Raw genomic sequence first — 1,007 nt, forward strand, 5'->3', positions numbered from 1 at the left:
TGGTGCCGGTAATGGCTACGGCACCACGTTGCTGTGCTTTATCCAGCTTTTTATCGTCAGCAACCGCACGGACACTTGGTACTTCGCCAATAACAATGCACGTCACTTCAGCTTCAACGCTGACGAACGCTTCCTACCTGTTTACCAGTTCGCGAGCGAGGACAACAAGAAGGTTACGCACCTGGATAGCTTCGCTGAGAAGTTCTTGGCCAAGTGCACCTTGGGCCAGATGATCAGCCGTTACATGGTGTTGGTGGCTAGTGAGCAGAAGTTACTCATGATGCGGCCTTATCAGATCTATGCCGTCAAGGCCATCGTGGACTGCATCCACCAGAACTGCGGCAATGGTTACATCTGGCACACCACTGGCAGCGGCAAAACGCTCACCTCGTTCAAGGCTTCCACGCTGCTAAAGGACAACCCGGACATCGACAAATGCCTGTTCGTGGTGGACCGCAAAGATCTCGACCGTCAGACACGCGAGGAATTCAACCGTTTCCAGGAAGGCTGCGTCGAGGAGAACACCAATACCGAAACGTTGGTGCGCCGCCTACTGTCAGACGATTACGCCGACAAGGTAATCGTCACCACCATCCAAAAGTTAGGGTTAGCCCTCGACGGCACCAATAAGCGCAACTACAAGGAACGGTTGGAGCCACTGCGCAACCAGCGCATTGTGTTCATCTTTGACGAATGCCACCGCTCGCAATTCGGCGAAAACCACAAGGCTATTAAGGAGTTTTTTCCCAACGCCCAGTTGTTCGGTTTCACCGGCACACCCATTTTCGAGCAGAATGCCAACTATCAACAAATCGAAGGCCAGCAAGCCAGCTACCGCACCACGGATGATTTGTTCCAGCGTTGCCTGCACCAATACACCATCACTCATGCGATCGAAGACCGCAATGTTCTGCGCTTCCATGTAGATTACTTCAAGCCCGAAGGCAAGAATCCACCCAAACCCGGCGAAGGGTTGAAAAAGGACAAGGTCATCGAGACCATTCTTG

1 protein-coding gene is annotated in these 1,007 nt (G+C 52.7%); it reads left to right on the top strand.

Annotated features, from left to right (window positions below; translation table 11 throughout):
• A partial coding sequence (locus H7698_RS31175) for a DEAD/DEAH box helicase family protein (RefSeq protein WP_194693909.1) occupies positions 1 to 1,007 on the top strand: 1,007 nt, incomplete at both ends.

It is taken from the genome of Pseudomonas sp. p50(2008) (assembly GCF_015351605.1).
In the GTDB taxonomy this organism is placed as follows: domain Bacteria; phylum Pseudomonadota; class Gammaproteobacteria; order Pseudomonadales; family Pseudomonadaceae; genus Aquipseudomonas.